At 62.3% G+C, this 26,603-nt stretch carries 15 protein-coding genes and 1 pseudogene; 3 read left to right on the top strand and 13 right to left on the bottom strand.

Annotated features, from left to right (window positions below; all coding sequences use genetic code 11):
- Position 1 precedes the first annotated feature (1 nt).
- The 5 genes from VIN30_RS02245 to VIN30_RS02225 all read right to left on the bottom strand — a co-directional run bounded on the left by VIN30_RS02245 (position 2) and on the right by VIN30_RS02225 (position 8,291).
- Positions 2-247 carry a HypC/HybG/HupF family hydrogenase formation chaperone gene (locus VIN30_RS02245; RefSeq protein ID WP_338208933.1) on the bottom strand — a complete coding sequence of 82 codons (246 nt, stop codon included), beginning with the start codon at positions 245-247 and terminating at the stop codon, positions 2-4.
- Between the two features lie 243 nt (positions 248-490).
- Positions 491-3,268 carry a carbamoyltransferase HypF gene (locus tag VIN30_RS02240; protein WP_338208931.1) on the bottom strand — a complete coding sequence of 926 codons (2,778 nt, stop codon included), beginning with the start codon at positions 3,266-3,268 and terminating at the stop codon, positions 491-493.
- Between the two features lie 544 nt (positions 3,269-3,812).
- Positions 3,813-5,726: a glucose-6-phosphate isomerase gene (locus VIN30_RS02235; protein ID WP_338208930.1), complete on the bottom strand. Its 1,914-nt coding sequence runs from the start codon at positions 5,724-5,726 to the stop codon at positions 3,813-3,815.
- A 253-nt stretch (positions 5,727-5,979) separates the two neighbouring features.
- Positions 5,980-6,693, bottom strand: coding sequence for a LytR/AlgR family response regulator transcription factor (locus tag VIN30_RS02230; protein ID WP_326426580.1), 714 nt, complete (start codon positions 6,691-6,693; stop codon positions 5,980-5,982).
- Positions 6,694-6,881: 188 nt separating this feature from the next.
- Positions 6,882-8,291 (bottom strand): Sapep family Mn(2+)-dependent dipeptidase, encoded by a 1,410-nt coding sequence (locus VIN30_RS02225; protein WP_338208929.1) that lies wholly within the window; start codon positions 8,289-8,291, stop codon positions 6,882-6,884.
- 270 nt (positions 8,292-8,561) lie between these two features.
- Between VIN30_RS02225 and VIN30_RS02220 the strand changes: the two genes are divergently transcribed.
- On the top strand, positions 8,562-9,914 hold the full coding sequence (locus VIN30_RS02220; protein WP_338208927.1) for a dicarboxylate/amino acid:cation symporter: 1,353 nt from the start codon (positions 8,562-8,564) through the stop codon (positions 9,912-9,914).
- Between the two features lie 187 nt (positions 9,915-10,101).
- Here VIN30_RS02220 and VIN30_RS02215 read toward each other — a convergent pair whose 3' ends face one another.
- Together VIN30_RS02215 and VIN30_RS02210 are read right to left on the bottom strand one after the other, a co-directional pair.
- The gene (locus VIN30_RS02215; protein WP_338208925.1) at positions 10,102-11,526 is read right to left on the bottom strand and encodes a hypothetical protein; all 1,425 of its coding nucleotides are present in this window, start codon (positions 11,524-11,526) and stop codon (positions 10,102-10,104) included.
- Positions 11,480-14,140, bottom strand: coding sequence for a hypothetical protein (locus tag VIN30_RS02210; RefSeq protein WP_338208922.1), 2,661 nt, complete (start codon positions 14,138-14,140; stop codon positions 11,480-11,482). Before VIN30_RS02210 ends, VIN30_RS02215 begins: the two co-directional genes overlap by 47 nt.
- 296 nt (positions 14,141-14,436) lie before the next feature.
- Here VIN30_RS02210 and VIN30_RS02205 point away from each other — a divergent pair, with 296 nt between their 5' ends.
- On the top strand, positions 14,437-15,672 hold the full coding sequence (locus tag VIN30_RS02205; protein ID WP_338208920.1) for an RNA polymerase sigma factor: 1,236 nt from the start codon (positions 14,437-14,439) through the stop codon (positions 15,670-15,672).
- Positions 15,673-16,100: 428 nt separating this feature from the next.
- Here the strand turns inward: VIN30_RS02205 and VIN30_RS02200 are convergent, their stop codons facing one another.
- The 6 genes and pseudogenes from VIN30_RS02200 to dnaK all read right to left on the bottom strand — a co-directional run bounded on the left by VIN30_RS02200 (position 16,101) and on the right by dnaK (position 24,762).
- The gene (locus VIN30_RS02200) at positions 16,101-17,168 is read right to left on the bottom strand and encodes a DUF559 domain-containing protein (RefSeq protein WP_338208918.1); all 1,068 of its coding nucleotides are present in this window, start codon (positions 17,166-17,168) and stop codon (positions 16,101-16,103) included.
- Between the two features lie 728 nt (positions 17,169-17,896).
- Positions 17,897-20,584 (bottom strand): annotated as a pseudogene (locus VIN30_RS02195) (ATP-dependent Clp protease ATP-binding subunit); the annotation flags it as partial.
- Between the two features lie 190 nt (positions 20,585-20,774).
- The gene (locus VIN30_RS02190; RefSeq protein ID WP_326426562.1) at positions 20,775-21,140 is read right to left on the bottom strand and encodes a heat shock protein transcriptional repressor HspR; all 366 of its coding nucleotides are present in this window, start codon (positions 21,138-21,140) and stop codon (positions 20,775-20,777) included.
- A complete protein-coding gene (locus VIN30_RS02185) occupies positions 21,131-22,093 on the bottom strand; it encodes a DnaJ C-terminal domain-containing protein (protein WP_338208913.1) in 963 nt (320 codons plus the stop codon). The genes VIN30_RS02190 and VIN30_RS02185 overlap by 10 nt, the downstream gene beginning before the upstream one ends.
- Positions 22,094-22,162: 69 nt before the next feature.
- The gene (locus tag VIN30_RS02180; RefSeq protein ID WP_338208911.1) at positions 22,163-22,852 is read right to left on the bottom strand and encodes a nucleotide exchange factor GrpE; all 690 of its coding nucleotides are present in this window, start codon (positions 22,850-22,852) and stop codon (positions 22,163-22,165) included.
- Positions 22,853-22,857: 5 nt separating this feature from the next.
- Positions 22,858-24,762: a molecular chaperone DnaK gene (gene dnaK, locus VIN30_RS02175; protein WP_338208909.1), complete on the bottom strand. Its 1,905-nt coding sequence runs from the start codon at positions 24,760-24,762 to the stop codon at positions 22,858-22,860.
- Positions 24,763-25,162: 400 nt separating this feature from the next.
- Here dnaK and VIN30_RS02170 point away from each other — a divergent pair, with 400 nt between their 5' ends.
- Complete coding sequence (locus VIN30_RS02170) at positions 25,163-26,602, top strand: ATP-binding protein (protein ID WP_338208907.1); 1,440 nt, start codon at positions 25,163-25,165, stop codon at positions 26,600-26,602.
- Position 26,603: the final 1 nt, after the last annotated feature.

The following is a 26,603-nucleotide window of genomic DNA, read 5'->3' as shown; positions in this document are numbered from 1 at the left end:
GCTACGCCGCCGGCTGGGTGTCCAGGTCGGCCAGTTCGGGGAATTGCCTCACCAACTCGATGGTCTCCAGCGCGAACTGCTCGTCGACCACCTCGATGGCGAAGCCAGCGTGCACGAGCACATAGTCGCCCACCTGCGCCTGGGGCGTCAGGTCGACGGAGATCTCGCGGGTCACGCCCAGAATATCTACCGTGGCCAGATTCCCCTCTTCCAGGGCCGCCACCTTCGCCGGAATTGCCAAGCACATACGCTACTCCTTTAAATCTTTTCTTATTTTTATTGTCGCAGGTTCGCCCAAGGAAGTCAGCGAGGTTTCGACAGGTGCCTGGAATTTTGCATGAGCGAATAGGCCAGTGGCCTATTCGGCACTTTCTATGCGCCCGAGAGGGCGCGTTCTGAGCGGCAATGCCGATCAGAACCGGCGGCCTTCGCGCCGCGAGGGAAAGATCTGAAGCGCAAGGCCAGGTGCCTGCCGGAACCGCAGCATCGGCTAGTCCGCTCGTCCCGCAGGGTGAGCAGAGCAGACAACCGCCTGGCCGAGCGAGATGCAGCCGTCGTTGGGGGGCAGATCGCGGTTAATGGCGGCCGTGAAGCCCGCCTCGGCCAGAGCCGGCAGCGTACGCTCAAGCAGGTAGCGGTTCATGAACACACCGCCAGAAAGCACCACGGTGGAAATACCGTACAGAGCCCGCACCAGCTCGGCCGCCATCACAATGGCGCTCACCATGACGTCGTGGAAACGCCGCGCGATAACCGATACGGGCACGCCGGCCTCCAGATCGTCCAGCAGCGCCCGGAAGGTGGGCTCGGCATCCAGCAGCAGCACCGAGGTGTCCTCGGCAGTGCTCGTCTCGGTGGCGACGTTCTTCTGAGCCGTGACGGCATAGCGCTCACGGGCGGCCAACTCGTCATCGTCCACCACGCCGGCAGCTTCTTCCGCCGCCGCAGCCCCAGGAGCATCGGCCCCGACCGCTTCCATGGCCGCTTCCAGCAGAATGGCCCCCTCGCCCTCGTAGCTCGGGGTCGTGCACACGCCCAGAAGCGCACTGGCCGCGTCGAACAGACGCCCGACCGAGGAGGTCATCGGCGTGTTCAACCCGCGTTCGATCATGGTGTCGCACACCTCGGCCTCGTCGCCCAAAGGCGCCAGCGCCGTCTCGGCGGCCGGGTGGTCGAGCAAATCGTAAGCCCACAGCACGCCGTAGGCCATGCGCAAGGGGTGCTTGATGGCCGCAGCCCCGCCCGGCATGGGCACATAGGCGAAGTTCGCGAAGCGCTCGAAATTGGAGCGGTTCGCCAGCAGCACTTCGCCACCCCAGATAGCGCCATCGACCCCGTAGCCCGTGCCGTCGAAGGCGATGCCGCAGACCGCATCAGTCAAGCCGTGCTCGGCCATAACCGACACGATGTGAGCATGGTGATGCTGCACCTCAGTCACCGGCAGCGCCTGATGGTGAGCCCACTTGCTCGTCAAGTACTCGGGATGCAAATCGCAGGCCACAGCCGCGGGTTCCATCTCAAACAGGCTCTCGAAGCGGTCCTTGGTGGCCAGCCATGCGTCGTAGGTGTCGGCATTCTCCACATCGCCGATGTGCTGCGATACGAAGCCGTCGGTGCCGCGCAGCAGCGTGAAGGTGTTCTTCTGCTCGGGGCCGGCCGCAAAGATGACGCCAGCCTTCGGCTGCGCCCCGTCGGCCGCCACCGACACGGCCCCTTCCGCTGCCTTGCCCTCGGCCGAACCCTCAGAGGCAGCGGCCACGGAAAGGGGCACCGGAGCGAAACCCCGGGCGCGCCGCAGGAACTGGACGGCGTAGGCGGGCTTTTCGCCGACAAGCGTATCCGATTGCCTCGCATCCACCGCCGCAGGACGGCTTAAGCCGTCCCCTACGGGAGAGGGGCCCATCACAGGGTGGGAGTCTGGCGCAGAAGAGGGGCTCACCGCGTCGCCGCCGTCCGTAGGGGCGGCCTTCAGGCCGCCCTGAGTTCCGACCTGGACCAATCTCACCACCGAGTCATCGAAGCGGGTGAGAATGGGACGGTTGTTCCCCAGGAAGGCATCGGCGATATCGGCCAGCTTCTCGCGGGCTTCCTCGTCGGCGATGCAGATGGGCTCGTCGTGCACGTTGCCCGAGGTCATCACCAGCAGCGGCACCTGGCGACCGGGTTCATTGCCAGCCTCGACTACCTGCGGGTTGGCCGCATACCAAGCCTCGGCGAAGTCGTGCATCAACAGATGCTGCACCGGCGTGTAGGGCAGCATCACGCCCAGCTCCGACAGGCCATCGGCCACGCCTTCCCCGATAGCGCCGTCGGCTCGTTTGCGCAGCAGAACAATGGGCCGCGCCGAGCCAGTCAGCACCGCCTCCTCTTCCTCGCCCGCATGACAAAGCGCCTGCACATCGCCCATGGCCTGGGCCATCACAGCCAGCGCCTTCCCGTCGCGGCGCTTGCGGCGGCGCAGCTCGGCCACGGCCTCGACGTTGTTCGCGTCGCACACCAAGTGGAAGCCGCCCAATCCTTTTACGGCCAGAATCTTCCCCGCCAGCAGCATCTCCACCGCCGCCGCGAAAATAGCATCGGACTCCTCGCGCGTTTTGCCCCACACGATGTTGAAGCCTCCAACTATTTCAATATCATTCTCGTTGAATATAGGTTCGCCCAAGAAAGTCAGCGAGGCTTCGTTCGTTTGCCGCCAGGCAAACGACACATGGGGCCCGCATTCGAAGCAGGCGTCGGGCTGGGCGTGGAAGCGACGGTCCAGCGGGTCGGCGTACTCAGCAGCGCACTTCTCGCACATGGGAAAGGCCGCCATGGACGTGGCTGCGCGGTCGTAGGGCAAGTGATCGATAATGGTGAAGCGCGGGCCGCAGTTCGTGCAGTTGATGAACGGATAGCGGTAGCGGCGGTCGTTCGGGTTGAACAGCTCGGCCGCGCAGTCCTCGCACGTGGCCAGATCGGGCGACACAAGCGTGGTCTCTTCCACCGCATCGTCGTCAGAGAAGCGAATCTCGAAGCTGTCGAAGTCTTCCAGGGGCACTTCCTTGATGTCGATCTCCTCCACCTTCGAGGCGGCCGGCGCGTTGTCCGACAGCTCCATGATGAACTCATCGACGAGTTTGCTCTCGCCCTCGGCGTGAATGTACACCCCGTCGGCCGCATTCAGCACCCAGCCGTTGATGAGGTACTTCTTCGCCATCCGATACACAAAGGGGCGGAAGCCCACCCCCTGCACAATGCCCTTCACGTGAATGTCAACCGCGTCGATCATGAGCAGCTCCCTTGCTTTGCGCCTCATTGCGCGATATACTACGGACAAGCGGAAAGCCCGCTGCAACCGGGCACGACTGCTTCGCATTATCCAGCTAATGTGATGAAGAGCCGTTCTTCCTATGCGAGGGGCGGCTTTTTCATTGCCGCCCGCGCGACTACTGCCGCTTGCGGGACGTCAACTCGATCACCGCTACGCTAACCAAACAAAACGTCAAGAGCTCCATCCAGCTAACGTACATAGCTGCTCCTTCCTACGAAAGAAGCAGTCCGCTCGTCCGTGCGCGCAAGTGTAGTGTAATACAACGCGACTTTCAACGGGGACCGTCCGTAATTCACCAGGGCGAATTGTCCAGCCAAAAGGTCGCGGGAAGATGCCGTGCACTTTGTAGGCGGAAGAGATGTTCTTGTGCAGGATTTTACGATAGGGAGAGCCCGAATTCAAAAACGACTCTCCCTATCGTAAAATCTCGACCATTTTGGCATCTAAAGCATCGCCAAGGCTCTTCCTATCGAAAAATCCTGCGCAGAAGAACCCTTGCGATTTACACGTCAGCCTCTTCTGCAGCCGCAGCACCCGTCTCAGCAGGGGCCTCCACAACCTCCCCTTCCGCATCGGCATCTTCAGCCGCGTCGGAGAACTCGCCAGCCACGGCAGCCTCGCTGGCGGCAGCGGTTTCCACCACGGCGGTCGCCTCAGCCAGCTCTTCGTCTTCAGCGATGGCAGCAGCCTCGGCAAGCGCACGGTCGGTCAGAATGTCAGCGATCACGTCCTCCACCACCTGGGCCAAAAGGCGCAGGGTCACACCCGAGTTATCGGGCAGGTGCAGGTGTACGCAGCGACGGCCGCGCTTAGCCAGGGTAATGAGATCGCCCGCAGCCTGGGCCTTCGCCAAATCGCCCAAGCTGGCGGCCGCGGCACCCTCCGGCAGCGGAATGTCCTTCAGCTCGTCAGCCGACAGAATCAGGTACACGCCCATGTTCGGGCCGCCCTTCTGCAGCTGGCCCGTGGAATGCAGGTAGCGCGGACCCACCTCCAGGCACGACACCACGTTGAACGACTCCGCCACCCCGTGGCGAATGGTCTCGATGGCCTCGCGGCGCCCCTCGCCCGTAAACGGCAGAAATGCGTTCAGCGCGAAGAAGTCACCCGGCTGAATGGAGGACAGCAGCGCGTACAGCGTCTCATGCAAATCCTCACAGCCCTCGAACATAGGCGCAAAGGTTACCTCCACACGACCCATATCCACGCTCTCGGTGAACACCTCGGTAAAGTGCGGATCAGGCTGGCCGTTCTTCAGGATTTCCGTCACCTCGGCCTTGGCCGACGCCACGTCAGGCTGATCGAAGGGGCATACCTGCATCAGGTAGCCGCACATGGCGATGGCATACTCCCACATCACGAAATGCTCAGCCAGCTCTTCCACCGAATCGATGCGGTAGTTCAAACGCGGAATGGCGTTGTCGATGTAGGCCAAGCTCATCTCGAAGTTGCGGCTCTCGTCCCACAGGTCGGTCTTGGTCTGGTACATGATGATGCTGCGGTCGCCCGGGTCCTCGGTCAGCAGCAGCGAATCGATCTCGATGTTCGGCAGGATACCCTGGCCTTCCTTGCCCAGCGACTCAGCCACCAGCTGCTCGATCCACAGACCCAGCACGCGCCCGCGCTTCGGCGTGAGGAACGAGAACTTGTTACGGCCCTTCAGGTAATTGTCGTACAGAAATGCCGCCAGGTTGATGGCCGGGTTATCGATGGCGTCCTCGCTGCAGGCCTCCTCCGCCTCCACGGCATGGGCCATGAACGCATCCAGATCGATGCCGGCCAACGCGGCGGGCAGAAGGCCGAAGACGGAAAGCGCCGAGAAACGGCCGCCCACCGTAGGTTCGCCGGGGAACACCGCGCACCAACCCTCGGCACGGGCCTGGGCTTCCAGGTCGGAACCCGGGTCGGTAACAGCTACCAGGTGCTTCACCGTGTTCTCGCCCAGGGTCTTGTCAAACGAGGCGCGCACGGCCTCAAGCAGCATGCGGGGCTCGATGGTGGACCCGCTCTTCGACGAGATGATCACCAGGGTCTTCTCGGGGTCGCATCCCGTTAGCATCTCGCGCACGCGCACCGGCGAATCGGAGTCCAGCGTTTTGAACGACACACGATTCTTATCCTGCTTGTTGTACTTCGTGATGGTCATGGGCGCCTGAGTGGAACCACCCTGGCCAATGAGGATAACCGTATCGATACCGGAGGCCACCGCCTCGTCGGCGAAAGCGCGCACCTCGTCCAGCGAGCACTGGGGCTGGCTTGCCAGATCGGCCCAGCCCATGTACTTCTCGGCACAGGCCTGGGCATCGGCGGAAAAATCGTACAGCGTGGCGTCCTTCGCATGGATACGACTGGCCGCATGGGCCTTCACCAGCGTCTTCGCCGCGGGATACAGCTTTTCAATATCAACGGAGAGCATTGGCTTCCTCTTCTCTTCCAGGATCTGCCAGCCAGCAGCATCGCGGACGGCCCCGCATCCGGCAGACCGGGGCTCCTCTCTCGTAACGTGTTCGAAATATTCTATCAAAGCCCGTTATTGAACGCCGCAAACCTCACAGCCGTATGGCGGTTCTGTGAACGGGGCTACCGCCTGCCCTGCCCATCGTCTCGAATACGCCCCAACGAAAAAAGGCACCCACGCGGGTGCCTTTTCCGAGCAGTCAGCAACCAGTCTACAGGTTCAGCGCTTTCTTCAGCGAGCTCACGCGGCGGCGGCTCACGGGAATCTTCTCCTCCACGCCGTTCAGGGTGAGCAGCAGGGTGCCACCGGAAACCGACTCGATCTCCTCCACCATGGACAGGTTCACCAGGTAACCGCGATGCACGCGGAAGAACCCGTGGCCATCCAGGCGCTTCTCCAGCTGAGCCAGGCTCACCGTGCTGAAGTAGCGGTCGGTGTCGGTCTGCAGGTAGGCGTAGTCGTCGCGCGCCATGACGAAGCGGATCTTGTCGATGCCGATAAGGATCTTCTTGCCGCCCTTTTCCACGGGGATGCGCTCGGACTTGTGGGCCTGCATGTGCAAGGCAACGTGCTCGCGCACCCGCGCGATGGCTTGGGCCAAACGCTCGGTCTCCACGGGCTTCACCAGGTAATCGATAGCGCTCACCTTGAATGCGTCCAGCGCATGCTCGGAGTAGGCGGTCACGAACACCACCGCCGGCGGGAACTTCAGATGCTGCAGCGCTTCGGCCAGCTGCAAACCGGTGGCCTCGGGCATGTTCACGTCCAGAAACATGACGTCGCAGGGATATTCCTTCAGCTTCTCGATAGCCTCGCGCACGTTGGCAGCCTCAGCGGTTACCTCGACACCGCCCACTTCGTCAAGAAGAAAGCGCAGTTCGGAACGGGCTGGCGCCTCGTCGTCAACGATAATTGCGTTTAGCACGTCGTCCTCCAAAATGAACTCTCATAGTCTCACAATAAACTTCGCCCTATTCTATAGCACAGCTGACGCGCCGTCATCCGCGAAAAGGAATAATCACGGGTTAAACCCAGATACAAGATTGAAAGTTCTTATAAAAAGAGCGGCCCCGACGATGATCGGGGCCGCTCTCGCCATGCTGAAGGTTGGCGCTAGGCAAGCTTCAACGCCTGAAGCTCGGCCAGGGCCAGCACGTAGATCACGAACGAGGTGCGCAGCAGGTCTTCGGCAACACCCTCGTCGGGCGCATGCTCGCCGCCGACCCATGCGGGGGTCTCGATCCAGGGCATGTTGATGCCGAAGGACGCGCCCTTCTTGAACTCGCGGGCGTAGGTGCCGCCGCCGATGGTGAAGGGCGCATGATCGGTGTCGCCCGTCACTGCCTGGAAGGCGTCCTGCAGCACCTGAATCTCAGGATCCTCAGGCTTCACCAGGAAAGGCACCATGAGCAGGGTGTTCTCGAACGTGGCGCCAATGGCGTCGGTAAGCTTCGTGAGCGCCGCCGTAATCTCGTCGGCAGTGATGGACGTGGGCCAGCGGCTGTCCAAGGTCTGCACCAGGCAGTCGCCCTCCTTGCGGATGGTGCCACCCACCACGGTCAGCGGCCCGAAGTACTCGTCGGCCGTGGCAATGCCCACGCCGGCGCCCGTGGTGTCGGACACCAGGCTGCGCACCAGCTCCAGGAACTCGCGCTCCTGCTGGTTGCACAGGCCGTTCTCCAGCAGGTAGTTCGTCAGCAGCATGATGGCGGAAATGCCGCGCTCGGGCCATGCCGCGTGCGCGTTCACGCCCGTGGCGTCGATACGCGCGGTGCCGTCGCCGGCGCCTTCCACGGTGATGCGCTCGGCCGCGGGCAGCGCCGATGCGTCGGCGCGCACCAGCGCCCAGGCCTCGCCGGGCACCGCGTTGGTGACCACGCCGCCGGAGATGTCCAGAATGACCGGGTCGACAATGGGCGCGCTGGTGATGCGACCGTCGTAGCCGCCCTTCTCGCCGTAGCACACGGGAAAGTCGGCGTCGGGCGTGAAGATGAACTCCGGGCTGTCGTAGTTCTCAAGGTACCAGGCCACGTCGGCCATGGAGGTTTCCTCGTTGGCGCCGAACAGGAAGCGAATGGTATAGGGGCGCGGCACATCCAGCCCGGCCAGGCACTTCACCGCATGCAGGGCCACCACCGAGGGGCCCTTGTCGTCCAGACAGCCGCGGCCCATGAGGAAGCCGTCCTTCTCAGTCACCTTGAACGGGTCGAAGCTCCAGCCGGGACCAGCGGGCACTACGTCCATGTGGCCGATGATGCCCAGCTGGATGTCGGTCTCACCGGGCAGATCGGCAAAGCCGATATGGCCCTCGCAGTTGGTGGCGGCCATGCCCATGCCCTCGGCGATTTCCAGAGCCTTCTCAAGCGCGGCGGCGGGACCAGGTCCATAAGGCGCGCCCGGCGCAGCCGCGGCCAAATCCTCCGTGCTGGGAATTTCCACCAGCTTGGCGATGTCGGCCACAATGGCATCGCGGTTCTCGTCCCAGTAGGCCTCGGCGGCGGAAATGATTTCTTCGCGCTGCATCCCTCTCTCCTTTCGACGGTGTTCCCGAAATGCGGCACACCATAGCACGCTCGCCTGCCTTTTTCGGGCAGAATCGCCGTTCCACACAGCTTGGCGCGCACTCTCCGCAAGTTATAGTTCCTTGCATTATCTGCCGCCATCTTACCCCAACGCCCGGCACAACCCGCTTTGTTGCGAGGCCGTTAGATCATCGCGGGGGAGCACCTGGCATTTTCCCGTTCTTTACTTATAATGGGAACGTCTGCTCATCAGGGGAAAGGAAGCATGCGCATGGCCGACCAGACCGCTATGGAATCGACACGCGAGCCAGAGGATCCCAACGCCCTCAAGGCTGCGACGAGCGCCCCGGCGGGGGCCGCCGCGCCAGCCCCGCATAAGCCGTGGTTCAAGCGGCTTTCTCTGACTACCTGGATATTCATCGCACTGGTGCTGGGCGTGCTGGCGGGCATTGCCCTGCAGGGAACGCCGGAGATTGCCGATACGTACATCAAGCCCTTCGGCACCATCTTCCTGAACCTTATTAAGATGATCGTGGTGCCTCTGGTACTGTTCTCCATCATCGCCGGCGTGGTGTCGCTGGACGACGTGAAGAAAGTGGGCGCCATCGGCGGTAAGACAGTGCTGTTCTATCTGATCACCACGGCGTTCGCTGTGACGCTGGGACTCATCTTCGCCAATGTGATGAACGTGGGCGCGGGATATCAGCTGCCCACCGAGGACCTGTCCTACGAGGCCACCGACCCGCCGTCGTTCATCGACACCATCGTGAACATCTTCCCCAGCAACTTCTTCCAGCCTATGGCCGATGCCACCATGCTGCAGGTGATCGTCATCGCCGTGGTGTTCGGCTTCGGCATGATCGCCGCGGGGAAGAAGGCGAAGCCGGTTATCGACATCTGCAACTCCCTGTCGGATGTGTGCATCGCCATTATGCGCGGCATTATCCTGGTGGCGCCGTTCGGCGTGTTTGGGCTCATCTGCCCCGTGATCGCCAACAACGGCATCGAGGTGCTGCGCCCGCTGCTGTGGCTGATCGTGGTGGCCTATCTGGCCATGCTGTGCCAGATCGTGCTGGTGTACTCGGGCATCATCAAGGTGTTCGCGCGCATGAGCCCGCTGAAGTTCCTGCGCGGCGAGATGCCCGTGATGGGCTTCGCCTTCGCATCGGCCTCGTCGGTGGGCACGCTGCCCATCAATATGGAGTGCACCGAGAAGATGGGCGTGTCGAAGGAGGTCACCTCGTTCGTGCTGCCGCTGGGTGCCACCATCAACATGGACGGCACCGCCATCTACCAGGGCGTGTGCGCTATCTTCATCGCTCAGGTGTTCGGCATTGATCTGACGCTGGGCCAGCAGTTCACCATTGTGATGACGGCCGTGCTCGCCTCCATCGGCACCGCCGGCGTACCGGGAAGCGGCATGATCATGCTGGCCATGGTGCTGCAGTCGGTGGGCCTGCCCGTGGAAGGCGTGGCGCTGGTTGCCGGCGTGGACCGCATCCTGGACATGATGCGCACCACTGTGAACGTCACCGGCGACGCCGCAGTGGCCACCTGCGTGGACGCCATGCAGAAGCGCGCCGCCGCCCGCAAGGCCCGGAAGGCCGAGAAGCTGGCTGCGTAGCCAATCTCTTTCAAAGCCGCAGCATGCGCCTCCGGCAATGGCTGAGCCGGGGGCGCTTGCTGTGAGAAGAGGCTTGCTGCTACTGGCATTACTGCGTAGAAGTTTTGCCTGACTACCATTTGGCTCCTTGAGGATGCCGCGCACTTTGCCGGTGCCCCATCCTGAGATACCGGGCGCCGGCAAATAGCTAGCGGGCCACTTCGGCAGACTGCAGTTCGCGACGCGACCGGCGCAGCATGAGCCATACCCAGAAGATTTCCATGGCCGCAACCGCAAAGGCGAACAAGAGGTCGTAGGGGCAGAAACGCAGCAGGCCCAGCGCCATGATGCAGCAGAGAATGGTACCGTGAACGATGCCATCCAGCACCGTGTAGCGGAACGGTGACGGGTTCTCTCCCTCAGAGGCCGAAGTAGCACCAGGCACAGCAGCACTTGCGCCTGCACTTGCTTGGGCGTGGCACTCGTCAGTGCGGTCTTTGCCACGGCGCAGACGCATGAGCGAATACGACGACACCACCAACGCCATGAGCGCGAATAGAACATGCAGCGGACACGGCCCCAGTGGCCCTCCCGTGCGGGGCAACTGAGTGATCGCCGTACCGAAGCGCGTGCCCTTCGAGGAGCTTGCACTTGCACCAGAATCGCCGTCGCCGTCGGCATTGGAGCCATTGTCTCCAGCTTCCATGGAGCCATCCGCGTTGCCGCTTACCACCTTTACATGCAGCCGCATAAGCGTGGTGTTGCCAGCGCCGTCAGTAAAAAACTGCTCGGCTGTCCACACTCCAGGCAGCATGCGATTGATAGCGTCCACAGGGTTGCCGGCGGCGTCGAACAGATGCACCACACCAGCTGTTATCTTGCCATCTCCCCAGTTTGTAAGCGCCTTATAGTAGCTTTGAATGAGCGCCGCCATTTGATTGGGCGTCACCGGCTCTTTAGCGGTGGGAATTATAATGGAGTCCTCCACCACGGCGTGAACGAGACCGGTTTCCGGATCCACCGTCTGCGATACTGGCTCCAACGGCTTACCAGGCGCAGGACGACCTGGGTCGGGAATAATCGTTGGCAGCGATGGATCAATCTCGGAAGGATCGGTGGGAATCACCGAGGGCGGCTCAGCCACAACAAGGTAGCGCAGATGAATGGTGACGGTGTTTCCGTTTTGATCGGCCACCTTATAAGTTACCAACCAGGAGCCAGGGCGTGACTTGTCGATTGAGTTGACGAGAACTCCGGAGGCGTCGGCCACAGAGAGCGAAACCTCGGTCGCCGCTCCGCCGCCCTCGGGGGTGAAATCATAACGACGCTGCACCAAGCTACGAACCTCGGCCATAGAGAGGGACTTGCCGGCCTCGACAGGCACACGCATCTCGTCCTCTATCGTTGCGTGCTGAGTGCCGTCCGGCGCGATCTCGGGCGGATAGGCCGGATCGATGGGGCGCGGCTTGGGATTCAGCGGATCGTCGCCCGGCTGCGGGTTGGGGTCGGTGCCCGGATCGGGCGTGACAATCACACCTGGCACGTGGGAAGCAACCAGATGGTAGCCCAAACGCACGGTAGTGGTATTACCAGTCACATCTTTCACGAGGTAGACGATCTTGTAATCGGCCACTCGGGACAGGTCGATCGCAGAGATGACCCCCCCCCCCGGACGTGCTTATAGACTGCACAGTCACTGTAGGGCCGCTTCCTCCATCGACACTTGAGAGGGCGAAGTGCCGGCGCAGCAGCTCCTCGGCCCCGGCGTAGTCCATGACCCCGCGCGTAACAGCTTCGGTAATGTCGGCAGAAACCTCGGTGTGCTGCGTCCCGTCCGGATCCGTGGTCACGGGGCTCGAAGGCTGGATGGGGTCGCCCGGCTCTTTGGGACCAGTCGGATCATCGGGATCCTTCGGCACCCACGGGCTCACCGTAGGGCAGCTGTCTCGCACGACCCGATAATGCAAGTTGATAGTCGTGGTATTGCCCTGGTCATCGGTCACGACACGGCGGATCAGACACTCCCCCGGAGAGGTGGTGTCGAGGGAGGCAATCGGATTCCCCGACGCATCGAGCAGCTCGTCGACAGTCGAGGCGATCCCGACCGACGACGAGGTGGCGTAGCGATAGTCCATCATGGCCTTGGCCTTTGCAGCGTCCAGCGAGCCCCCAAAAGGAGGAGCCGCGGGATCGATGATCTCGGTGATGGTCTCGTCTATCACCGCATGACGCAGCCCATTGTCGTCCTCAGTCTCGGTCGGAGCCGGCACCGGGTCCTTTTCCGGATCGTAAGGCGGTCCTGCTGGCACCGGGCCGTCAGGGTCGTCCGGGTCGGGTCGGTCGACCGCCGGCGGCTCGGTGCTACCGACCTTCAGTGGGGAACCGCTCGTGTTGCCAGCTGCGTCCTCAACGACGTACCAACCATTGGGGAGGTTACCCAGAGACTCGGTCTCGCTCGCCCCTGCCAGGTCGCCCTCAGATCCCGTCGTGGCGAATACACGGAACACGGTGGCGTCGGAAACCACACCCGACGACCCCGTGCGGTGAAGGCGCCACAACCCTGAGGATACCTTGCCAGCCGAAGGTGTGTCGTCGGCCTCGAGGGACCCCAGGGCGCGACCTGTCTGGGAGAGCCTGGGGGCCTCCGAGTCAATCTTCACCTTCCCGGCCTTCTGGACCGACACGGCACCTGAGTCGGTGTCCCGCGCCTGAGCGCTCAGGTCCACGCCCTTGGTGTCGTCCACCCGCGTCCAAGAGGGGTCCGCGCCCGTAAGGGTCTTGGACGCGCCCTCCGAGGGGGTCAACTCCATCACGTCGTAATCCCCGGGGTAGAAAGTGACCGTGACCGGCGAAGTATTCCACCCATTGACGTTGGCGGCGGGAAGCCGCGTGTAGTGGTAGTCATGTCCTGCATCGCCCCAAGTATCTGGGTCACCTGGGTCGGCACCGTTCCCCGTGCCACCGGGCGTGAGGGGCCGCTCATCCACAAGCTCGACGGTGGAGTACACGCTGCCACCGAAGGAGTCCTCTATCAGCTGCTGAGAAAGCGTAACCGCCCCGCCTTGAGCGCCAGACACCTCCGCCCACCACGACACGGTAGTGTCGCTATTGCCCACCAGGGTCACGTTCACACCATTCTCTCCCGATATCGTGTTTTCGTTTGGCGAGGTAGCTACCGTCGACCCGTTCACCTGCACCGGGTGCGACGCATCTGCAAAGGGTGTGAGACCACGAGTGGGGTGCTCCGATGTATTCGCCAGCTTTACATGCATGGGATACTGCTCGGAAAAGCCACCCAAAACAGCGTTGGTGTTGGAGTTACGCACAATGCACTCCACGCGAATCTTTTCTCCAGGCACGACGAAATCGTCGCGCCCAATCTCAGTTCCGTCAGCACGGTACACTTTCACATCTCGGATCTCGGGAGTAAGGTTAGGAAGAGACATGGAGTGGAAGGTGGCAAATGTCTGATAACCCCTCGGAGGAGCGGTGAGGCTTCCAGTGTAGGTCCAATCCACCGATCCAGTAAGATGCAGGTATACCGAATTGCCTCCCATTGTTGAGCGGAACGAGTCTATTGCCCTTCTCTCTTGCCCACTGCTGAATACAAGTCGATCGGCTCTGGCATCATAGGTCACCGTGACGTTCCTATTGCTCCAACTGCTCATCGCAATCTCGTCAGCCCACAAAACAGTTCCCGAGGGGGACGCCCAACTGTTATACATGGTGGTTGACAGCATAACTTTACGCTTCGTTGCGCCAACGTCTTGCATGTAGACAAGAACCAATTCATACCCTTGGCCGGAGTGCCCGCTCCTTGTGAAAGAAATACCAGTCTGGGTATCAGTCCAATTCGTTCCTGGAAATATCTGCGTCAGAGTACTCGCTCCCAATGTACAGTTAAAGCTCCACGAATTAAGTAGCGAGAGCAGACGATGCGAGGTGAACGTTGCATTCGATCCATACGCACGCCCAGTGGTATCTTGAGTGAGATGCGCATAGTCGGAAGAATAATTTGTTGATCCAGTCGTCAACGTAGATCCGGATAGTGCTCCAGGACGACCGATAACATTTTCCACTTTAAAGATTTTCGAATAATCCGTCGTTCCCTCAAGAGCCTGTGCTTCCTGCACCTCAAAACCCACGGGAAGGGCCGGCGCGAGCGTGACAACCAGGACAGCCGCAATGACAACGCGGGCGATCTTGCCCCACCATTGCAAAGATTCCTTTCCCCATAAGCTCTTCATAACCAATCTCCTCATAGACGATTTGCGCCGCCCCGCAGGGGCAATTCCTTCTCTCGCTAGTAGATCGAGAAGCAAATCCACCACTTAGAAAAAAGGGCTCAAAAAAGTTCCGGGGTTTCCTTCGTCTTCATCGTTCACCCACAAGCGCAACCCTAAAGACTCCGCACCGTCAATTCTCGAAGCATACGCCTCCCCGTGCGACTCGCCATCGACCAGGCCAAAGAAGCCGGTGCGCGGTTTGCCTGTGATAGAATTCCCGCATTTGCGGAAGCCCATCGGGAAGGAAGCAGCTCGCAATGATCGACGGCAGAAAGCAGCACCGACAGTTAGCAATCCTGGTACACCGCGCCCAGGAAGGCGACCGTACGGCCTTCGAGGAGCTTTACGCCATCACAGCCCAGGCCCAGTACTTCACCATAATTGGCAAGGTGGGCGTCGATGCAGCGGCCGATCTTCTGCAGGAACTCTATCTGGTTGTCTGGCGAAACATCGGCAGCATCCACCCCGATGCGCTCATCAGCTACCTGAACACCACCACACGCAACCTGTGCCTGCGTCATCTGAACCGCCGGAGCACCTCGCAAATGCCGTTACCTACTAGCGATGAATTCCTAGAAGACGCTGGCGACAATCGGAAGGCGCTCTTCGACACAACCGCCACCGACGACCCGGCCATCGCCATCGCCGATCAAGATCAACAAGCTCGCTTGACGATGGCCCTTTACGAAGCGCTGGACGACCAAGAGCGAGAAGCGGTGCTGCTGCGGTTTTACCAGGGTCTCAAACTGAACGAAGTGGCTGAAGCGATGGGCATTTCACGCGCCACGGTGAAGCGCGTCTTGGCTCGGTCTTTAGACAAGCTGCGCTCGAGGCTGGGGATGCTCCCGATGGGAGCGGCGCTGTCCCAGGCTATGGCATCAGCGGTGGAGGCCGTGGCCGCCCCGGGCGCAACACTGCGGGGCGCAGGCAGCGGCAAGCGACCCTTCGGCACCTCCGCTGGCGAGCGTGCCGGCGCCGTCGTGGCCATAGCGGCGGCAGTGGTCTTGGCCCTGGTAGGATTCATGGCAACAATGCCCCAGCCCGAAACCATCATTGAAGACACGCCTCCTGCAGCGGAATTTCCCCGCAATGAGACAGCTGTGGCGGACGCCCAGGGACCGCGCTTGCTGGAAGCAACCGTCGAAGGCGACGTAACGGTGCTGCATGTGGGAGATGCAACGGGTACGGCCCAGGTGACGTGCGCCAACGAGAGCGGCACCCTTTTCGAGCCCGAAGCGACGACACCGAACATTGGAATCGCCAGCGCCACCGAAGGTGCCCCATCCGCCACATCTCGCAATGCGGACGAGCCGAACTTCCCTCCCCTCATCATCAGCGAGTGGCGCTTCAACCTACCCGCTGGTACCTACGAGCTACGTGCCGCCGACGTTCTGGGCAACACATCGACTGGCACCGTAACCGTGAACCTCCCCGCCGACCCCTTCTCCGCCCTCACTACCGACAAACTCGGACGAATCCCCTCGCAAGCCTAATCCAGCGCGCCGTCGGCACTTCTTTTCCTCGCCGAACGCCCCCGTTCGGCTTCCGAGAGAGGCCCCCTCTTTTTTAGAGGGGGCCTTGTTGCCTGGTGACATAAACAGGGGCTTTTCTGCACGTTTTTCGACTTATATAGCATCTTCAATACGCCCAGGTCACGGATCGCACCTACGATGGGCAAACCGCGCCAGTGTTTTCCCAGTTCACAGCCATACAAGAGATCGCCGCTCTCTGCTATTTGAAAATCTCAGAAAATCGTATGCCTATATAAGTCGAATTATCTGCAGCCATAGGGGTCTTCATGTCACCAGAGCGGCGCGACTTAGGCATCAAGCGACGCGGGAGACGGTAGCGAGGGGCGCTTTGGCTTTTCCCAGAGTGGGAGGCTGCTCTTTTACGGCGTCGCGAGCCTTGGAGGTGGCACCTAGAAGGTTCGAGCGTGGTAATGAGCGATTTGCGCGCGAAGGGCCCGATGGCGCGGCATGTCGCTTTCGGAGAGATAGCGTGTTCTCTTCCCCGCTTTTCTTGAGGCTGGCACGATGATCGCCTGGAATTCCTCAGGATTCTGCAACTGCGCGTTGGTGAGGGTGGCCACTTCGTAGCCTTCCGCCCGCAAGGCATCCCGTCGGCGAGAATCGGTCGTCCGGGCCTCGACATCACTGTGAGTTGCGCCGTCGTATTCCACAACGACATTCGAATCCTTGAACTTGAGGTCGCAGACGACTTTTTTCTGACGCGCAATCGTTGCAGCCTCGGGGCTCAGCGTCACGACGTCATTCAGAAGCGCCTCTTTCGCACCAAGGCCTCCATGGCGGCGCGGGAGAAGAGCGAGCAGCGCCAGCTCAGTTTCTTTAACCGAGGCAGATTTGTCGCGAAGATGCTGCGCTACTCGCCGGGCCTTGTTGGTGCCGCCACGACCCTGGTAACGATCAGCATAGGCCGCAAGGAGCGTTTGCGAAGTGACGGGTGCCCTTACGTAGACAACTTCTCCGTCAGGCTGATAGTCGGGATCCAACGGATATCCACCCGTCAGCTCCATCCCGCAGGCACACAGAGCCCCTTCTTCCAACACACTCGCCATCTGTACGAACGTAAGTTCCGGCGAGGCAACATACAGACCGCCGATAACGTTCACAAAGGACCGCCGAGGCAACGCGCAGCTCACTTGATGGAACTGAACGTTCTGTTCTGCACAACGCCTTCCCGGCGCGTATGGAACGCAAACATGCAGACAGCCTTCCGATCCGACGCCAATGCCCGCCCGCACCAAAAGCGCACGCACTTTCTGATCATGGGCGTCCAGCGCCTGCTTGATCTCGCGCTTCGTGCAGGCAGGGGTCTTGAACACCGACGCTGTCGGCAAGGAGAAGGACGGCAGCCGATCGCGCATGAAGCAGTCCCCCGAATGGAAAAGCCCTAAGGGGATGGCGTTCGCCTTGGACCACCAGATCCAAAATTGCCAGGCACTGATATGCGAGAGATAGATATTCATGGCGGACAGTTATACCACGATGCGCATTTGCGCAGCCGTTCGCATCGCACTTCTCAAAGGCTACATATCTTAGATTGCGTGCAGCTGCGGTTGCCGTTTAACTGGGCGGTGACACGAGGAGGGGCTCTGAAGCACATTTTTTGACTTATATAGACACTTGAAAATGCAGCGACGCCGGGGGAGATCGATCGGGAGCAGCAGCTGCTGCGTTTTACCTGGTCACAGAAGACTTACCGAAAAGGTCAGATTTCCGCGGAGGGCCGATGGAGATCCCAACGTCTATATAAGTCCAAAAACGTGCACCGGAAGGGGCTATTTTGTCACCAGCAGGAGTAAAGCAGAATTTGCGAGCTAAATCGAAGTCGGCGAGAACGCAAAAGCGCCCGGGTCTTGGCTTCCCGGGCGCTTGCTGTGAAAGGGGTATGTAGTTAAAGCACTGGAGGCGGTCCACCGTCGAGGTCGGCCTAAAGACCGCCCCTGCAGAACAACCCCAGCAGTTGTCCCGACGAGACGATAACTTCGCCAGGATAGGCGAAACGGCAGCTCGCCAGGGCAGCCGCAGGGCCGGGCAGCTCGCCCGCCCCGAAGGGCGGGCGCGGCAGCTAGGCGATGGGGCCCTCGCCGAGGTCGCCGTTGCTCAGGGTGTCCAGGTCCTGGAGGGTTTCCTTCGGGGCGGAGCCAGCGGTGAGGAAGCTGGGGTCGTCCAGGTTCAGGCCGTCCAGGTCCATGGGGCCCTCGATGCGGCAGGCGTAGTTGCCCTCGGCGTCGATGTCGATCAGCACGTGGCTGCGGTCGCGCAGCTCACCGGAGATGACCCTCTCGGCGATGCGGTCAACCACCTCACGCTGAATGAGGCGCTTCAACGGACGGGCGCCGTACACCGGGTCGTAGCCGTCGATGGCCAGGTGCTCCATGGCCGCCGGCGTAACGTCCAGCGTGATGTGGCGCGCCTGTAGGCGGTCGCGCACCTCTTCCAGCTGCAGATCCACGATGGGCTCGATGGCCGAGATGGACAGCTCGTTGAAGGTGATGACGTCGTCGATGCGGTTCAGGAACTCGGGGCGGAACGTGGAGGACAGGGCGTCCTGGATCTTGTTCGCGAACTCCTGCATGCGCTTGGCGGCCTGCTCGGGCGTCATGTTCATCATCTTCTCGGCCATCTCGCCCATGGTCTCGCCGCCCGTGGCCTCGTTCTCGTCGAAGGCACGGCTCTCGGCGGCGTGCTCGCGGATGATCTGGCTGCCCACGTTGGAGGTCATGATGATGATGCAGTTCTTGAAGTTCACCACGCGGCCCTGACCGTCGGTCAGACGGCCGTCATCGAGCACCTGCAGCAAGATGTTGAACACATCGGGATGCGCTTTCTCCATCTCGTCGAGCAGCACCACGCAGTAGGGGTTGCGGCGCACGGCCTCGGTCAGCTGGCCGCCCTCGTCGTAGCCCACGTATCCCGGAGGCGCTCCAATCAGGCGCTGCACGGAGAACTTCTCCATGTACTCGGACATGTCGATGCGCACCATGGCCTTCTCAGAATCGAACAGGTACTCCGCCAGCGTCTTGGCCAGCTCGGTCTTGCCCACGCCGGTGGGGCCGAGGAACAGGAAGCTGCCGATGGGGCGGTTCGGGTCGGACAGGCCCGCGCGGTTGCGGCGAATAGCGCCGGCCACCACGCCCACGGCCTCGTCCTGGCCGATGACGCGGCCCTTCAGCACTTCCTCCAGGTCGACGAGCTTCTCCATCTCGCCCTGCATCATCTTGGCCACGGGAATGCCGGTCCAGGCGGCCACCACCGAGGCGATCTCCTCTTCGGAGACTTCCTCCTTCAGGATGGCGCCGTCCTGCTGCTTGGTCTTCACCAGCTCCTCGGCATCGTGCAGTTGCTGCTGCAACTGGGGAATGCGCGAATAGCGAATCTCGGAGGCTACCTGCAGGTTGCCCTCGCGGGTGGCGCGCTCCTCATCCAGCTGGGCGCTTTCCAGCTCGGCCTTCAGGTTCTGTACGTTAACGATGGCGTCCTTCTCGTTCTGCCACTCGGCCTTCTGGGCGTCGAGCGACTCGCGGGCGGCGGCGATGTCGTGACGCAGCTTCTCCAGGCGCTCCTGGGAGGCCATGTCGGACTCCTTCATGAGAGCCTGCTCCTCGATCTGCATCTGGATGAGCTTGCGCTCGGCGGCGTCCACCTCTTCCGGCATGGAGTCGATCTCGATGCGCAGACGGCTGGCCGCCTCGTCCATGAGGTCGATGGCCTTGTCGGGCAGGAAGCGGTCGGTGATGTAGCGGTCGGAAAGCTCGGCCGCGCTCACGATGGCGCCGTCGGTGATGCGCACGCCGTGATGGATCTCGTACTTCTCCTTCAGGCCGCGCAGGATGGCGATGGTGTCCTCCACCGTGGGCTCGCTCACGAGCACCGTCTGGAAGCGGCGCTCCAGGGCGGCGTCCTTCTCGATATACTTGCGGTACTCGTCCAGGGTGGTGGCGCCGATGGCACGCAGCTCGCCGCGAGCGAGGGCGGGCTTCAGCATGTTGCCCGCATCGAGCGACGAGTCGCCGCCCGCGCCGGCACCCACGATGGTGTGCAGCTCGTCGATGAACAGGATGATGTTGCCGTCGGATTCCTTCACCTCGCGCAGCACGTTCTTCAAGCGGTCCTCGAACTCGCCGCGGTACTTCGCACCGGCCATCATGGCGCCCAGATCGAGCGAGACGATCTCGCGGTCCTTCAGCGAGGAGGGAACGTCACCAGCCACGATGCGCTGGGCCAAGCCCTCAACAATGGCGGTCTTGCCGGTGCCGGGCTCGCCGATGAGCACGGGGTTGTTCTTCGTGCGGCGGGACAGCACCTGGATGGTGCGGCGGATTTCCTCGTTACGGCCGATAACCGGGTCCAGCTTGCCCTCGCGCGCCTGCTGGGTGAGGTTCTGGCCGAACTGCTCCAAGGCCTCGAACTGGGTCTTGTCAGTCTGCGAGGTGACGCGGGTGTCGCCGCGCAGGCTGTCGTAGGCCGCCTCGATGTTCTTGCGGGTGATGCCCGCCGTGGTGAGAATGCGACCCGCGGCGCCCTTGTCCTCGGACAGGGCGATGAGCAGATGCTCGCTCGTGGCGTAGCTGTCGCCCAGCTTCTCGGCGATTTTCACCGAGTTGTCGATGACCTTGATGAGGTCCTGACCGGGAATGGCCATGGGGGTGGCACCCGTCTGCTTGGGCATCTTGGCGATTTCGTCGGCCACGTTCTGGGACAGCCAGACCGGGTCGGCGCCGATGCGCTTGATGATGGCGGCGAGGTTGTTCTCGTCGGAATCGAGCAGCGCCTTCAGCAAATGGATGGGCTCGATGACAGCCGCATCGGCATCGCCGGCGACTCCCATAGCCGCCTGAAACGCCTCCTGCGCCGTCACCGCTAACTTATCTAGTCTCATAGAGTTCTCCTTGTTCTTCCAAAGAAAAGTGATCTCGGAAAAGGTTCCTGCCGTCCGCGTCGTAGGGGAGGGCTTTAGCCCTCCCACCCCTCATGTGCTTCTCAACACAGAGAACCGTGCGCGATGCGTCGCTCGCCGGGCGGCCTGAAGGCCGCCCCTACGGGACGCCGCACCCGGACAGGACAGGTGGTTAAGGCAGCCGGCGGAGGGTGATGGCTCCGACGGTCGTGCGGTTCTCGAGTTCTCGCACGCGATCGGCGAGGCGACGCACGCGGCCGTGCAAGTCCTCCACCTCGCTCTCGCGCTCATCGAGCCGACTCTGCAGATCAAGAATGCGCGTGACGCCGGCGAGGTTGATGCCCTCGCTCGTCAGCTCGTTGATGAGGTTGAGCCGGTCGATGTCGGCCTGGGAGTACATGCGCGTGTTGCCGCTGGTGCGCCGGGGCGTGACCAGGCCCTTCTGCTCGTAAGAGCGCAGGGTCTGGGGGTGCACGCCCGCCAGCTCGGCGGCGATGCTGATCATGTACAGCGGCCGGTTCCTATCGTCTAATCCCATGGCCTGATCTCCTTCTCCGTTGCCGCTTGGAAATCTTCCATGGCCTTCTTCTGGGCCTCGTTCATATCGGTGGGCACTTCCACCTGGATGCGAATCTTCAAGTTGCCGTTCTGGCCCTTGTTCTTCACATCGGGCGCGCCCTTGCCCTTGATGGTGAGCACCTTGCCGTCCTGTGTGCCGGCGGGCACCTTCACCTTCAGCTTCTTGCCGTCAGGCGTGGGCACCACGATGGAGGCGCCGAGCGCTGCCTCGGCCACGGTCACAGGCAACTCTACCGTCACATCGGCCTTATCACGGCCGAAGTAGGGATGCGCGTCGATCTTCGTGGTGATGAGCAAGTCGCCGGCCGGACCGCCGGCATCACCCAGGGCGCCCTGGCCCTTCAGGCGCACACGGCCGCCGTCCACAGCGCCCGCGGGCACCTTCACCGTGTGGGTGTCGGGCTCGCTCTTGCCGGGGATGCGCACGGTGATGCGCTTCTCGCATCCGTTGAAGGCCTCGTCGAACGTCACGTTCAGGGTGACGTTCATGTCCTGGCCCTTACGGGGCTGGGGTTGGCCGCCGAAGCCGCCGCCGAAGTCCCAGTTGCTCCCAAACGCACCTTCGCCGCTGCGGATGCTCTCCAGAATGTCGGCCCAGCTGCCGCCGAAGCCGCCCCCCGTGGAGTAGCCGCCGCCTCCGCCGAAGATGTCCTCGACGTTGAATCCCTGACCGCCGCCCCATCCGTGGGGAATCTGGTTCTCGTTCGCGGTTCCGTACTGGTCGTAAAGATCACGCTTCTTCGGGTCGCTCAGCACCTCGTAGGCCTCGTTCAGCTCTTTGAACTTGGCCTCGTCGCCGCCGGCATCGGGGTGATGCTTGCGGGCGAGCTTGCGGAACGCCTTTTTGATCTCGTCGGCCGTGGCGGTGCGCGGAACGCCTAGCGTTTTGTAATAATCAGGCGTGGACGCCATTCGTTCCACCTCCGTTACTTTTGTCTCTGGAACACGGGAGCGGACCCGCAAGTCCGCCCCCGATCAGTCTTACTCTTCTTCCGGCTTCTCCCGCTTGGGGCCTCCCGTGGTGATGGTCACCATGGCGGGCCTGAGCACCTTCTCGCCCATGCGGTATCCCAACTGGTATACCTGGGCGACGGTCTCGTCGGGAACGCTGGGGTCGTCCACGGTGCCCACAGCCTGGCAGGCCAGGGCGTCGAAGGCCTCCCCCTCGGGGTTGATGACCTCAAGGCCGCCCTTGGCGAGCGTGTCGGTCAGCTTGGCCTGCACGGCCTTCACGCCGCCGAGAAGGCCCGTCTCGCCGTTGGTCTCGGCGTAGTCCACCGTGCGAACGAAGTCGTCCAGCACGGGAAGCAGGCTTTCCATCAGCTTCTCGGTAGCGCGCACCTTCTCGGTCTCGCGCTGCTCGGTCATGCGCCGGCGGTAGGTGTCCCACTCGGCATGCAGGCGCACGTACTTGTCCTGCCAGTCGGCAGCCTCGGCCTTGGCGGCAGCCACCTGCTCGGATTCCTCGATCGCGCCCGCCACGGCTTCCGCTGCGGCGCGCTCGAGCTCGGAATCAAGCTCGCCGGCCTCGTTGGCCTCGATCACCTCGGCGTCGGCCACGACCTCGGCCTCGCGGGCGTTGTCGGCGGCAGCGGTGGCCGCCTCGTCGGCAGCCACCTGCGCATCAGTGGGGGTAGAAGAGGTGACCTTGTCCTTATCGGGCGTAGTCATCGTTCTTACTTCCCTTCCTTCTCGTCGTCGACGACCTCGTAGTCGGCCTCGATGGTGTCATCGGCCGGAGCGGTCTCGGCAGCGGCGGCCTGGGCGCCCGCGGCGGCACCCTCGGTGGAGTACACGACCTCGGCGAGCTTGTAGCCGGCCTGCTGGATCTTCTCGGTAGCAGCCTTGATGGCATCGATGTCGGTGCCTTCAAGGGCAGTGCGGGTCTCGGCGATAGCCTCCTCGGCCTGGGTCTTGGCATCGGCCGGAACCTTGTCGCCCAGCTCGTCGAGGGTCTGCTGGGTGGCGTTCACCAGGGCGTCGGCGTTGTTGCGCACCTCGGCCTCTTCCTTGCGGGCGGCATCCTCCTCGGCATGCTGCTCGGCGTCCTTCACCATGCGATCCACTTCGTCGTCGGACAGCGCCGTGGAGCCGGAAATGGTGATCTGCTGCTGCTTGCCGGTACCCAGGTCCTTAGCGGACACGTTCACGATGCCGTTGGCGTCGATGTCGAAGGTCACCTCGATCTGCGGCACGCCGCGGCGGGCGGCCGGGATGCCGGTCAGCTGGAAGCGGCCGAGCGTCTTGTTGCCCGCGGCCATCTCGCGCTCGCCCTGCAGGACGTGCACCTCGACGGAGGTCTGGTTGTCGGCCGCCGTGGAGTAGATCTCGGTCTTGCGGGTCGGGATGGTGGTGTTGCGCTCGATCATCTTGGTCATCACGCCACCCATGGTCTCAACGCCCAGGGAAAGCGGGGTGACGTCCAGAAGCAGGATGCCCTGCACGTCGCCGGCCAGCACGCCGCCCTGAACGGCAGCGCCCATGGCCACGACCTCGTCCGGGTTCACGGACATGTTCGGGGCCTTGCCGGTGAGGGTCTTCACCAGCTCCTGCACGGCGGGCATACGGGTGGAGCCACCGACCAGGATGACCTCGTCCACTTCGCCCATCTTCAGGCCCGCGTCCTTCAGCGCCTGCTCGACCGGCTTCTTGCAGCGGTCCAGCAGATCCTTGGTGATGCGCTCGAACTCGGCGCGGGTGAGCGTCAGGTCCAGATGCTTCGGACCGGAGGCGTCAGCGGTGATGAAGGGCAGGTTGATGTTGGTCTGGGTGGTGGAGGACAGCTCCATCTTCGCCTTCTCGGCGGCTTCCTTCAAACGCTGCAGGGCCATGGGGTCCTTACGCAGGTCGATGCCGTTCTCGGCCTGGAATTTGTCGGCCATCCAGTCGATGATGCGCTGATCCCAGTCGTCGCCGCCCAGGTGGTTGTCGCCGGCGGTGGAGGCAACCTCGAACACGCCGTCGCCAAGCTCGAGCACCGACACGTCGAAGGTGCCGCCGCCCAGGTCGAAGACGAGGATCTTCTCGTCGTGGTCGACCTTATCGAGGCCGTAGGCGAGCGCCGCGGCGGTCGGCTCGTTGATGATGCGCAGGACCTCGAGGCCGGCGATCTTGCCGGCGTCCTTGGTGGCCTGGCGCTGCGCGTCGTTGAAGTAGGCCGGCACGGTGATGACGGCCTGGGTGATGGGCTGGCCCACCTGCTTCTCCGCGTCGGTCTTCAGCTTCTGAAGCACCATGGCGGAAATCTCCTCAGGGGTGTAGTCCTTGCCGTCGATGTCGATGACGGCGCGGCCGTCCTTGCCCTTCTGGACCTTGTAGCTCACGGTCTTCTGCTCTTCGGGAGTCTCGTCGAAGGAGCGGCCGATGAAGCGCTTGACGGAAGAAACGGTGTTCTCCGGGTTGGTGACCGCCTGGTTCTTCGCGGCCTTGCCGACGACGCGCTCGCCGTCCTTGCGGAAGCCCTCGACGGACGGAGTGGTGCGGTCGCCCTCGGCGTTCACCAGGATTTCGGGCTCGGAGCCCTCCATGACGGCCATGGCGGAGTTCGTCGTGCCCAAGTCGATGCCAAGAATCTTAGCCATTGTGTACTGCCTCGCTTTCACAGTTTTGGTACAGGTGAATGATGTTGAGGCGCAGTATAAAACCTTAGTCTACTGCTGTCAAGTTTCCTTAACATCATCCAGTAAGCAAAGCTCACTTCTCGCCACAATACGCGCGTTAGAAGGGCTTTCTCAGTGCAGCCGTATTCTGTTACCAAACGAAAACAATGCCGTCATCAGGGAGAATAGATGCCAGTCGTAGCTGATCTGGCATTTGTTCACCTTCCCTCTCATGAATGAACATTATGTGAATGTACCCATAAAATCTAAGTCTAAAAGCAGAAGATATTGCTTTCCGTACGCGGAGATTCCCCACCTCGCTTCGCGCGTTCTTCCTTATAATGCAATGCACTGGTATTGCTAGGGTAAAAAGGAGGCCCCCGTGGCAACAAAGGATTCGTCCCTCCCCATCGCACGGCGTTCAACGTGGCGCGACGATTGCCTGGAACTGGTGTGCGGCATCGCCAATGCTGGCGGCGGCCGCCTCATCCTGGATGCCGACGTGGACAGCCGTGGCGTGGTGAAGCGCAAGACCAACCGCATCATGAAATCCATTCCCAGCACCGTATCTCAAGCTCTCGACCTCACCTGCGCGGTAGAGCTGGTACTGGATGGCGGCCAATTCTGCCTGGAAGTGGTTATTCCGCCGGCACCCGAGCCGCTGAGCTATCGCGGCGCCTTCTACTTCTACCAAGACGGCGAGAACCGCCTGATGGACGGCGACGCGCTCGATCGCCTGCTGCAGCCCGAGCTGGAGCCCGATATCAAATGGGAGATGCGGCCGGTGGTGCAGGCGAGCTTGGACGATTTGAATCTGGGTCTGGTGGCGCGCTTCACAGGAACCTCGCGCGACACCGACTTGACCACCGCCCGCGACGAGGCCACCGCCATCGAGGAGGACCTGCGCCACGCCGGCCTGATGACAGGTGTGGGCACCCCCACCAATGCGGGCATTCTGCTGCTGCACGACCGACCCCACCAGTACATCCCCGGTGCCACCGTGCGCATCGGGTTCTTCGGCGGCCGAGGCGGCACCCCCGTCTTCGAAGATGAGATCTGCGGGTCGCTGATCGAGCAAGTGCATGCCACGGTGGAGGCGCTGTTCGACAAATACCTGCCCGACCCCTCGCCCCGAAACGACCCGTCGAGCCGCAACGCGCCGGGCTTCGGCATGCCGCCGCGCGATGCGGTGCACGAGGCCATTCTGAACGCCGTGGCCCACAAGAACTACGACAGCGGCACCCCGGTGCAGGTGAGCGTATTCACCGACCGCATCTGCATCGATAACGTGGGGAGGCCGCCGCGCACCTGGACCGCCAGCGCGCTGTTGGGGCGGCACACCTCGCGACCGAACAACCCGAACCTGGTGGCGGCGCTGCGCCGCTTGGGTGTTATCGACGGCTGGGGCAACGGCATCGGCTCCATGCGCCTGCAGTGCATCGAGGCGGGCGCAGCTGAGCCGGTTATCGAACTGCGCGACGACGAGACCATGGTGTGCTTCCCTCTGGATACCGACAGCATGCTCGTCTCGTCGATCATCGACAACGGGCCGCTTCCCAGCCAGAGACCCGCCCGCAGCGAGGTGCCCGAGGTGCAGGTCACCGCTCGGGCGTTGGCCATTCAGCACAACACCAGCCTTACGGCGAACGACGAGAAGGTGCTGGCCATGATCGACATCGACGGCCGCCTGACCGCGCCGCGCATCGCGAAGAACCTGAACATCAGCGAGAGCACGGTGCGCCGCTCGTTCCGCCGGCTGCGCGAGCTGGGCCTGGTGGAGCGCATCGGCAGCGACAAGTCGGGCTTCTGGCAGGTGCGTTAGC

This window comes from Adlercreutzia wanghongyangiae (assembly GCF_035989245.1).
Classification (GTDB): Bacteria; Actinomycetota; Coriobacteriia; order Coriobacteriales; family Eggerthellaceae; genus Adlercreutzia; species Adlercreutzia wanghongyangiae.
This window is presented reverse-complemented; position numbering and strand designations above follow the sequence as displayed.

Excerpts from the sequence above, each read along its gene's own strand:
- VIN30_RS02190 (WP_326426562.1), bottom strand. The coding sequence starts at position 21,140 with ATGGGATTAGACGATAGGAACCGGCCGCTGTACATGATCAGCATCGCC.
- VIN30_RS02200 (WP_338208918.1), bottom strand. The coding sequence starts at position 17,168 with ATGAATATCTATCTCTCGCATATCAGTGCCTGGCAATTTTGGATCTGG.
- VIN30_RS02225 (WP_338208929.1), bottom strand. The coding sequence starts at position 8,291 with ATGCAGCGCGAAGAAATCATTTCCGCCGCCGAGGCCTACTGGGACGAG.
- VIN30_RS02205 (WP_338208920.1), top strand. The coding sequence starts at position 14,437 with ATGATCGACGGCAGAAAGCAGCACCGACAGTTAGCAATCCTGGTACAC.
- VIN30_RS02180 (WP_338208911.1), bottom strand. The coding sequence starts at position 22,852 with ATGACTACGCCCGATAAGGACAAGGTCACCTCTTCTACCCCCACTGAT.
- VIN30_RS02235 (WP_338208930.1), bottom strand. The coding sequence starts at position 5,726 with ATGCTCTCCGTTGATATTGAAAAGCTGTATCCCGCGGCGAAGACGCTG.
- VIN30_RS02210 (WP_338208922.1), bottom strand. The coding sequence starts at position 14,140 with ATGAAGAGCTTATGGGGAAAGGAATCTTTGCAATGGTGGGGCAAGATC.
- VIN30_RS02240 (WP_338208931.1), bottom strand. The coding sequence starts at position 3,268 with ATGATCGACGCGGTTGACATTCACGTGAAGGGCATTGTGCAGGGGGTG.
- VIN30_RS02185 (WP_338208913.1), bottom strand. The coding sequence starts at position 22,093 with ATGGCGTCCACGCCTGATTATTACAAAACGCTAGGCGTTCCGCGCACC.
- dnaK (WP_338208909.1), bottom strand. The coding sequence starts at position 24,762 with ATGGCTAAGATTCTTGGCATCGACTTGGGCACGACGAACTCCGCCATG.
- VIN30_RS02245 (WP_338208933.1), bottom strand. The coding sequence starts at position 247 with ATGTGCTTGGCAATTCCGGCGAAGGTGGCGGCCCTGGAAGAGGGGAAT.
- VIN30_RS02220 (WP_338208927.1), top strand. The coding sequence starts at position 8,562 with ATGGCCGACCAGACCGCTATGGAATCGACACGCGAGCCAGAGGATCCC.